Genomic DNA, 10271 nt, shown 5'->3' with positions numbered 1-10271 from the left:
TGAAGAGATTTTCGAAGAGTATGAAACAGTATTGTTTACAAAGATTATCCTACTTCTCCCTTTAATTTGCTACATGGAATAGACTATCAATTCAAAAAGAAGAATCTATAAACTCCATTTAGAGATAATCAAACAGATCTATCCACAAGTTGTTGATAACTCCTGTGAATTACCCAATTTTTAGGAACCATTTCACTCTCAGTTGTCTATTATCTCTAAGGTTAATGAGCTATTCCCACTCTTATAAATCTGTGGAAAAGTCTGATAATCACTTCATGTTCATACAAACTGTAATTTTTAAGAAACAAGGTCAAATCTTACACAAGCGCAAAAACCATCTCTCTGAATATTCATTATTACTGTATATCAGAAATAGTTTGTATTCACAAATCTTTCTAGTTATTCCCTTATCATTCCAAATTAAGGAAAACAACATACAATAATTTTAGTTAAATGTATATCAATGTTCTTTGCTTTTCTTAACAAACGCAATGCAAAAAGAGCCTGTTGCCAAGCTCTTTAGTCTATTATTTCTTCTCAGCACGGAGGGCTGACAAGATTTGTGTACGGATATCATCTACCCCATTTGGCGTATTTGGTAGAAAAATGGTTTGATTTCCTTTAGAAGCAAAGGTATTCAAGGTATCCAAGTACTGGTTGGTCAAGAGGATGGACATGATTTGTTCTTCTGTCATGCCAACATTGGCTTCCTTGAGTTCTGTGATAGACTCTGCCAGTCCATCCACAATGGCTTTACGTTGTTGGGCAATCCCCACACCATGAAGGCGATCTTTTTCTGCTTCGGCTTCAGCTGCAGTGACGATTTTAATCTTATCGGCTTCCGCCAATTCTTGCGCTGCGACCCGCTTACGTTGCGCCGCATTGATTTCATTCATGGATTGCTTGACTTCTGCATCTGGCTCAACCTTTGTAATCAAGGTTTTCACGATAATATAACCGTAAGTAGTCATTTCTTCTGCTACTTGGTGTTGAACCTCAAGGGCAATCTCGTCTTTTTTCTCAAACAATTCATCCAAGGTTAATTTGGGAACAGAAGAGCGAAGGGCGTCTTCGATATAAGATTTAATCTGAGATTCAGGACGCATGAGTTTATAGTAGGCATCTGTCACGCTCTGCTCATTGACACGGTACTGAGTCGCCACATTCATCATAACGAACACATTGTCCTTGGTCTTAGTCTCAACCACAATATCGCTTTGCAATAAGCGCAACTGAATCCGCGCTGCAATCGAGTCAATCCCAAAAGGCAAGCGAATGTGAATACCGCTATTGGCAACCTTTTGGTATTTCCCAAAGCGTTCAATAATCGCCACCGACTGCTGACGAACCACATAAACTGTACTCAGTGTGACTATCACCAATAGGAGCACACAAACCACCACAAAAATCATCAAAAATGTTGCCATTATCGTGACCTCCATCATTATTTTTTCCTGTATTATAGCACATTTAAAGAAGGTTGTGCAGTTTTTACTGCGATTTTTCCTGAAATGTCAATAATTAGAGGTGAAACTACATTTCAAGTTAGTAATCGCTTTTTTCATTACATTAACTTCTATAGAATCTACATCAATAGTCAGGGAATAACTTGCCTTAACTTTTCCCTCGTGCTATACTAGTGATTGAAATTAATAATAGGAGATATTTCATGAAAACAGCAAAAACTACTGTTACCATCCTTTCTGCACTTGCTTCTGTCGTCTTATTGGCTAGTTGTGCAACAAAGTCTACAGAAACACAGACAAACAATAATAGCTCATCTGACAATCAGATTACAATGACATATGACCAACTACGGTCAAGAGAAAACACTATGTCAACCCTTTGGTACCAAAAATCAGCTGAAACTAAAGCTTTATACATACAGGGTTATAACGTTGCAACAAATCACCTAAAGGAATTGCTCAAAACAGAATCAGACAAACCTTACTCTATCGTTTTAGACTTGGATGAAACTGTCCTAGATAATAGCCCTTATCAAGTACAAAATGTCAAAGACGGTACAGCATTCACACCCGAAAACTGGGATGTTTGGGTTCAAAAAGCTGCAGCAAAAGCTGTCCCAGGTGCCAAGGATTTTCTTCAGTTTGCTGATCAAAACGGTGTGCAAATCTACTATATTTCTGACCGCTCAGCTAATCAAGTAGATGCTACCATTAAAAATCTTGAAAGTGAAGGAATTCCTGTTCAAGGACGTGATCATCTCATGTTCTTAGAAAGTGGTGTAAAATCCAAAGAAGGTCGTCGCCAAAAAGTTCAAGAAAAAACAAATCTTATCTTATTATTTGGTGATAACCTCGTAGACTTTGCAGATTTTTCTAAGACTTCTGAATCTGACCGTGATAAACAACTTGAAGAATTGCAAAAAGAATTCGGTGAAAAATTCATCATCTTCCCAAATCCAATGTACGGATCATGGGAATCAGCTGTATACGGCGGTAACAAACTAGATGCTAAAGGTCAAGTAGAAGAACGCCAAAAAGCCTTGCAAGGTTTTGATAAATAAAACAAATAAGCTGATTCTACATAAAATTAGGCTAACTTACAATCTTCAAAAAGTGGATAGGAAGGAATTCTGATAATCAGAAAACTTTCCTATCCACTTTTATAATTTATATAACACCAAGCTTTTATACATCTGATACTATACGTTTTTTGATTTTAAAGATTTTTTGCCTATCCCCTATATTTCAAGAATTAAGTAATGTTGATGATCTAAATTTATTGTGATATACTATTTTTGTCATCGGTTACCGATTACGTTCCTTACGGTTCGTGAGAGGAGGTGAAACTAATGAACCTTGCCCCAGAGCTCGTTCTTACTATTGTAGCGGACGTCATAGCAGGAATTATCTTGTATTTCGTCTGCAAATGGCTAGATGGTAAGAAGTAGACCGAATGACTAGCCTATAAACACCCGTTAAATCGCTAAGATACGTCAAAAAATCCCTTAACTACTGCAATAGTTAAGGGATTTGGTGTTCTAATGAACCTTACCCATTAGATTTATTCTAACACACAAGCGCTAAGATTTCAAGAATTTTATTCATTGTTTAAAATTCCTTAGGTATCTGAAAGGTATATAATGAAGTTACCATCTAGTACCAAAAAACCGACTAGCTCCTATGAACTAGTCGGTTTCTCATCAATGTACCAACATTTCTTGGGCGATTTCTTGGCCAGATAGGTTATCTGGGTAGTAGGTTGGCCAGTTATCCATTTCTTCAAAGAGAGCTTCTTGGCTTGTGCCTCCAAAGAAGATATGGAAATGTTCTGCCTTAACTGGGGCGATATTGTGGTCACTAAACTGAACATACTTGAATTGTCCAGCATCCTCATCTGTCGCTTCAAATAGGAAGCGCACGCCACGATTACCTTTCTTGTAATTCAAGATTTTCTTACCAACATACTTGTAGGTGAATTTCCTACTTTGTCCACCTTGAACAAATTCCATAGTATTATCAGCAATGTTGATCTTAGTGACATCTGTCTGATAGCCTTTTGTATAGTAAGCCTTGTACTCAGCCTGGGTCATCTTACCAGTCAACTTAGCCTTGTAGTCAAAGATTTGATCCAACGTGCCATCTTCAAGGAAAGGATAGACTGATTGCCAGTTACCTACATAGTCACTCAAGGTGCGGTCCTTGACATCTGCATCCTCAAAGTAACCATTTTGAACTGTCTTCGTATCCTCTGCCTTTTCAGGTTCGATTGCTGGGCCTTCTTGGTCCGTTGTTTGTTTCAGAGCCTTGAGGTTTTTCTCCATCACGGAAATGTAGTTTTCTCCAGCCTTGGTATCCTCTTCTGTCAGACTTTCTAAAGGATTGAGGACATCTGTTTTGACACCTGCTTCTTTTGAAAGTGTGTTAGCAAGGGCTTGTGAAGCATTTTCTTCAAAGTAGATATAGGCAATTTTATTTTTCTTGACATACTCTGTCAATTCTGCCAAGCGAGCAGCTGATGGCTCAGCATCTGGAGAGATTCCTGAGATTGCGACTTGTTTGAGTCCATAGTCTAAGGCCAGATAGTTAAAGGCTGCGTGTTGCGTTACAAAACTCTTTTGTTTGGCTTGAGACAAGCCTTCTGCATAAGCCTTATCCAAGGCTTGCAATTTTTCGATATAGGCAGCAGCATTCTTCTCAAAGGTCTCTTTTTTATCCGGATAATCTGCTGATAAGCTGTCACGGATGTGCTCTACTAGTTTAATGGCACGAACTGGTGATAACCAAACATGGGGATCGTACTCATGGTGATGGCCTTCTTCTCCATGGTCATGGTCGCCCTCTTCTTCCTCGCTACCTGGCAAGAGCAACGTATCGCCTGTCGCCTTGATGGTTTTCACTTTTTTCTTATCCAAAGTATCTAGCAATTTAGGAACCCATGTTTCCATGTTTTCATTTTCATAAACGAAGGTATCTGCGTCTTGGATTTTGGCAACTGCCTTGGCAGAGGGTTCGTATTCATGGGGTTCAGTACCAGCACCGATGAGGAGTTCTACATTAGCCGTATCTCCTGCGACTTGCTTGGTAAATTCATAGACAGGGTAAAAGGTTGTCACGATATTTAGTTTGCCATCTGCCTGCTTTTGATTGGAACAAGCCACTAAAAACAAGGCACATAGACTGGCTAGCAATAAGCTAATTTTTTTCACGTTCATCTCCTATTTGATAAAACGTCTTACTAAACTGATCAGTAAAAAGACAGTTACAAAAATAATGGTAATACTTGCACTTGCAGGTGTTTCTGCATAGTAGGAAATGTAAAGTCCTGCTACCATTCCCAAAAATCCAATAGCACTGGCAAGCAGCATAACCGATTTAAAGTTTTTCCCCAGACGCAGGGCAATACTAGCTGGCAAGACCATGATGGTCGATACCAGAAGAGCTCCTGCAGCTGGAATCATAAGGGCAATGGCCACCCCCGTCACCATGTTAAAAAGAATGGACATGGTACGAACGGGCAAGCCATCCACAAAGGCCGTATCCTCATCAAAGGTTAAAATGTACATCGGACGAAGAAAGAGGAAGGTCAAAATCAAAACAACCGCCGCAATGACAAAGAGGGAAATAACCTGCTCTTCGCTGATAGTCACAATTGAACCAAAAAGGTACTGGTCCAAACTCATTGAACTAGAGCTTTTACCCTTGCTCATGACAATCAGAGAAACAGCTAAACCTGTTGACATGAGGATAGCTGTCCCGATTTCCATAAAGCTCTTGTAAACCGTACGGAGATACTCCAGAAAGACCGCCGCAATCAAGACAATGGCAATAGTGGAAATAGTCGGAGAAATCCCTAGGACCAGACCAAAGGCTACACCTGAAAGCGAGACGTGGCTGAGGGTATCACTCATCAAACTCTGACGACGCAAGATAAGGAAGGTTCCAAGAACTGGCGAGAAAAGACTCATGGCAATAACGGCCAGAAAGGCACGCTGCATAAAGTCATAAGATAATAAACTAAGCATGGCCCACCTCCTGATCATTCTCATGAACGTTGAAACAACGCCATGGCGAGTCTTGGTTACGAACTAGATGAATATTGCGATCCGCATAGTCCTTAACTTCTTCAGGATCATGAGTAATCATCAACACAGCCTTACCGTGATGATGGGCACTGTGGTGCATGAGTTCGTAAAATTCATTTTTACTTCCTGCATCCATCCCCGTTGTCGGTTCATCTAGGATAAACACATCTGGATCAGAAGCAAACATACGCGCAATTACCGCTCGCTGCTTTTGTCCTCCAGATAGAGACCCCAAGCGTTTGTCTCGATGTTCCCACATACCAACTGAGTCCAGACTGGCCTTGATATGCTCCTCATCATGAGCATTTAAACGACGGAACCAACCTTTTCGCGGATAGCGACCCGACTTGACAAATTCATAAACCGTACTTGGAAAACCAGCATTAAAACTGGCAATCTGCTGAGGAAGATAAGCTATTCTCAATTTCTTACCCTGCGTATTTGTCTTTGAAATGCTCACCTTTCCAATACGTGGCTGAAGGATTCCAAGACTGGCCTTGATCAGTGTCGTCTTAGCTGCCCCATTCTCCCCTGTCAAGGTAACAAACTCCCCACTATCAACACTATAATTGATATGTTCAAGAACGGGCTCCTTATCATAATAGAAGGATAAATCCTCTACCGTAATATATCTCATTATTTGATTTCTCCTACTAAAGCAGTCAAAAACCGCTGAATCACTTTTTGTTCATTTGGAGTAAACTGAGTCGCCACTTGTTCATAAGTTAAAAGTGTATGCTCATGGTGATGATGATGTTCCTCAGCGATTGGACGAGCCAAATCAGTCAACTGATAAAAAATCACACGCGCATCCTTAGGATCTTTAGATGTTTCCAACATCCCTTCCTTGACCAAAGACTTAATGGCCTTGGTAACTGCCGCCTGACTGACATTGAGGCGACGGGCCAACTCTGAATTTGTTAAAGATTCCTCTGACAAAAGCATGAGGATATGCTCCTGGGTATTGGTCAGGGCTACCTCGCTAGTGCAATGACCTATTAGGATTTCATGCTGATTTTCTGCCTGCAAAATCACCTCATTCAAAAAAGCATCGATAGCCTTCGCTAGCTGTCTCATATCTGACTCCTTTCCTTCTAGATTTCTCCATTTTTAAGAGAAAAATACTATTCTTTAGAATTTTATTTACCAGTTAATTATATCACAAGCAAAAAAAGAGTCAAGGAAAAGAGCTGTAAAAACGTTTCCCTAGACTCCTATAGATTTGAAATTTAACTTATTTTTGCTGTGATTTTCGACTTACAAAGATACCTGCTAACCCTGCAACCATTCCCATCAAAAGTAAGAAAATAGACTGTTCACTTCCTGTATTTGGAAGAACTTTTTATGAAACAACTTCCTTCTTGCTAAATTGACCTGCCACCTCATAAGAGAGTTTTACAGTAGTATTTGCATCACCTGTAGCTGCATCCGCTTGAGACGTTTCTATAGGCAGACTGAAGTTTTTAGAATCGACAGAAATCGTCCGTGAATTTGGATTAAGCTTTTCATACTGACTCAAATCAGCGGTTTTCAAATATTCTTCAAAGGCTGTATCCATAGAAGGACCTTCTTCTCGCGCACCACCTAACATGGTGTAGCCATCGCCACCTGCAGCTAGGAAATCATTGGTTGCAAGGTAGTAAGTTTTTGCAAGGTCTAGAAGATCATAACGACCAGTCGCGCGGTTTTTAACCTGGATTGCTAAAACACGTTTTCCTGATGGTAGGTTGGTATCATAGTAGACCTTCACACCTGAAACTTGCAAAAAGCCACCACTTGGCTCTAACAATGGTTGTCCGTTCTTATCCAAGACCTTCTTGCTATCCTTATCAACCTGCAAGGTCGATCCAAGTGATTTTTCAAACATATCCAATACTTGTTGCCCAGTCACTTGAATTTGTGAAATAGTGTTCCCAAATGGAAGAACAGCAATGACATTTCCTTTAGTGATCGGTTTTCCTTTTGCAATTGTTTCACGCAAACCACCACCATTTGTCACAGCGATGTCAGTCGGATGGCTAAATCCTGTCTGACCATACTGATAGAGGGAATCTGCTACGACGTTTCCGAGGTTAGTTTCACGGACTCGAACCTTTTCCCGGTCACCGTTGAGTTCTACTGGGCTATTTGAAACGACTTCAACAGCATTTTCAGCATCGTATTTTTGTTTAATATCTTTGACTAGCTTTTCAACAGTTGAATTAGCTGGTAATTTTTTAGCATCAGTAACTGCAATCTGAGTTGGATTACCCAAAAGCTGACGTGATTTATAGATAACCTTCCCTACATTATGAAGGTAGCTTCCTGTCTGGTTATAGGTAACATTTTCCCCATAGGTTGTTGATTCTACTGTATGAGAGTGACCATCGATTACTGTTACGCGTTTTCCTTTCAAGCGAGGATTTTTTGACAAGGCTTCAACCAAGGTTGAACCACGCCATTCGACTGGGGTTGTAGTATCAACACCCAAGTGAGCGAGGACGACATAGTGTTTGTAATCCTTACCTTCGGTACTTGCCTTAGCTTGCACTTCTTCAATAACCTTATTCACCTCTGTGATTGGATCTGTAAAGGTTACTCCTTTGACATTTTTAGGGTGAGTTTTAGTTGCTGTTTCAGGTGTTGTCACACCAATCACAACAAACTCATCACCTTCTACAGTCTTATCTTTATCAACGATTGTAGAAGCTTCAAAGAGACGGGCTCCATTGATGTAGGTATTTGAACTAAGTAATGGAAATTTCAAGATTTCCTTGTATTTCTTAGCTTCATCTAAACCAAAGTCAAACTCATGGTTTCCTACTGCCATGGCATCATACTGCATCTGATTGAGAATTTCGGCTCGTGCTTCACCCTTTGTAGAGTTTGAAATCGGTAAACCTTGGAAAGCGTCTCCAGCATCTACGACGAGAGTAGTTTGATTTGATTTCGCGCGTTCCTGCTCGATGACTGTCGCTAGCTTAGCATCTCCAATAACGCCATTTTCCTCTACAATACGACCATGAACATCATTGGTATGGTAAGATAACGGTATCTTTTTCTTCGCTTTTAGAAGATTCAACAGGAGCTTGCTTGCCTTCCGCTGATTCAGCAGTTATGGTAGTCGTCGCCTCTGTTGTTGGAGTTGCAGGAGTTGCTACAGCAGATGACTTCTCTGTAAAACTAGCTGTTTCATCAGCATAAGCATGCCCTGCCAATAAGGTTGGGGGCAATAGGACTGTCGACAAGACAGGTAACAAGAAACGTTTATTCATTTTTTAATCCCTTTCTTTTTCTAATTCACACTATATTATACGCTATTTACAAGATTTTTGAAACTTTCAACATATTTTTTTCTAAAATATTCGCCATTTAGCAAAAAGCCTAAACTAAAAAATTCGGCTCTATACTATTTGTAGTTGGTAAATCCCTTGTAGATATTATGGAGCCTATTTTATTGTAGAAAAAAGTCCCATATGGCCTATAATGAAAAGCGATCAAACAACTCATTAGAAAGAATCATATGGAACCATTACATTTTATCACAAAACTACTCGATATTAAAGACCCTAATATCCAGATTCTAGACATCATCAATATGGATACACACAAGGAAATCATCGCTAAACTGGATTACAATACCCCATCTTGTCCTGATTGCGGAAGCCAAATGAAGAAATATGACTTTCAAAAACCGTCGAAAATTCCTTACCTCGAAACGACTGGTATGCCTACTAGAATTCTTCTGAAAAAGCGTCGTTTCAAGTGCTATCATTGCTCGAAAGTGATGGTCGCCGAGACCTCACTCGTCAAGGAGAATCATCAAATTCCTCGTATTATCAACCAAAAGATTGCGCAAAAGTTAATTGAAAAGACTTCTATGACCGATATTGCCCATCAGCTGTCCATTTCAACTTCAACTGTCATTCGCAAGCTCAATGACTTTCACTTTTAGTGTATCTGCCTGAGATTATGTCTTGGGACGTTGAAACAGTCAGGGAACTGACTGTTTCAATCGGGAGAAAAAGATGAGTTTCATTGCCCAAGACTTTGAAAAGCTCAATATCATCACTGTTCTTGAGGGGAGAACACAAGCTATCATCCGAAATCACTTTCTGCGCTACGAGCGAGCTGTTCGTTGTCAGGTGAAAATCATTACTATGGATATGTTTAGTCCTTACTATGACTTGGCTAGACAACTTTTCCCGTGTGCTAAAATCGTTCTAGATCGCTTCCACATTGTACAACATCTTAACTGTGCTATGAGCCGTATTCGTGTTCAAATCATGAATCAATTTGAGCGAAAATCTCATGAATACAAGGCTATCAAACGCTACTGGAAGCTCATCCAGCAAGATAGTCGTAAACTCAGCGATAAGCGATTTTATCGCCCTACTTTTCGTATGCACTTGACGAATAATGAGATTCTAGACAAGCTTTTGAGCTATTCAGAAGACTTGAGACACCACTATAATCTCTATCAGCTCTTGCTTTTTCACTTTCAGAACAAGAAGCCAGACAAATTCTTCGGACTCATTGAGGACAATCTAAAACAGGTTCATCCTCTTTTTCAGACTGTCTTTAAAACCTTTCTCAAGGATAAAGAGAAGATTGTCAACGCTCTTCAATTACCCTATTCCAACGCAAAATTGGAAGCGACTAATAATCTCATTAAACTCATCAAACGAAATGCCTTTGGTTTTCGGAACTTTGAAAACTTCAAAAAAAGGATTTTTATCGCTCT

Annotated in this window: 6 protein-coding genes and 2 pseudogenes; 2 read left to right on the top strand and 6 right to left on the bottom strand. The window is 39.9% G+C overall.

The window, feature by feature from the left end; translation table 11 throughout:
* Nucleotides 1-527 precede the first annotated feature (527 nt).
* Nucleotides 528-1412 (bottom strand): SPFH domain-containing protein, encoded by an 885-nt coding sequence (locus tag HT718_RS02040; protein WP_004235732.1) that lies wholly within the window; start codon nt 1410-1412, stop codon nt 528-530.
* 257 nt (nt 1413-1669) lie between these two features.
* Between HT718_RS02040 and HT718_RS02035 the strand changes: the two genes are divergently transcribed.
* The gene (locus tag HT718_RS02035; RefSeq protein ID WP_000844826.1) at nt 1670-2527 is read left to right on the top strand and encodes a 5'-nucleotidase, lipoprotein e(P4) family; all 858 of its coding nucleotides are present in this window, start codon (nt 1670-1672) and stop codon (nt 2525-2527) included.
* Between the two features lie 639 nt (nt 2528-3166).
* Here HT718_RS02035 and adcA read toward each other — a convergent pair.
* From adcA to nt5e, 5 genes and pseudogenes are all read right to left on the bottom strand, one after another.
* Complete coding sequence (gene adcA / locus HT718_RS02030; RefSeq protein WP_173266938.1) at nt 3167-4672, bottom strand: zinc ABC transporter substrate-binding lipoprotein AdcA; 1506 nt, start codon at nt 4670-4672, stop codon at nt 3167-3169.
* A gap of 9 nt (nt 4673-4681) precedes the next feature.
* Complete coding sequence (locus HT718_RS02025) at nt 4682-5488, bottom strand: metal ABC transporter permease (protein ID WP_000950030.1); 807 nt, start codon at nt 5486-5488, stop codon at nt 4682-4684.
* Complete coding sequence (locus tag HT718_RS02020; RefSeq protein WP_173266936.1) at nt 5481-6185, bottom strand: metal ABC transporter ATP-binding protein; 705 nt, start codon at nt 6183-6185, stop codon at nt 5481-5483. Before HT718_RS02020 ends, HT718_RS02025 begins: the two co-directional genes overlap by 8 nt.
* Nucleotides 6185-6625, bottom strand: a complete 441-nt coding sequence (gene adcR / locus HT718_RS02015) for a zinc-dependent transcriptional regulator AdcR (RefSeq protein WP_020900949.1) — start codon at nt 6623-6625, stop codon at nt 6185-6187. Before adcR ends, HT718_RS02020 begins: the two co-directional genes overlap by 1 nt.
* A 157-nt stretch (nt 6626-6782) precedes the next feature.
* Nucleotides 6783-8802 (bottom strand): annotated as a pseudogene (nt5e, locus tag HT718_RS02010) (cell surface ecto-5'-nucleotidase Nt5e).
* A gap of 248 nt (nt 8803-9050) precedes the next feature.
* On the opposite strand from nt5e, the pseudogene HT718_RS02005 reads away from it, so the two are divergent.
* A pseudogene (locus HT718_RS02005) lies at nt 9051-10271 on the top strand (ISL3 family transposase); the annotation flags it as partial.

Source organism: Streptococcus sp. 714, assembly GCF_013277115.1.
Lineage (GTDB): Bacteria > Bacillota > Bacilli > Lactobacillales > Streptococcaceae > Streptococcus.
Note: the sequence above shows the minus strand (reverse complement) of the source record. Positions and strands in the feature narration are given on the sequence as shown.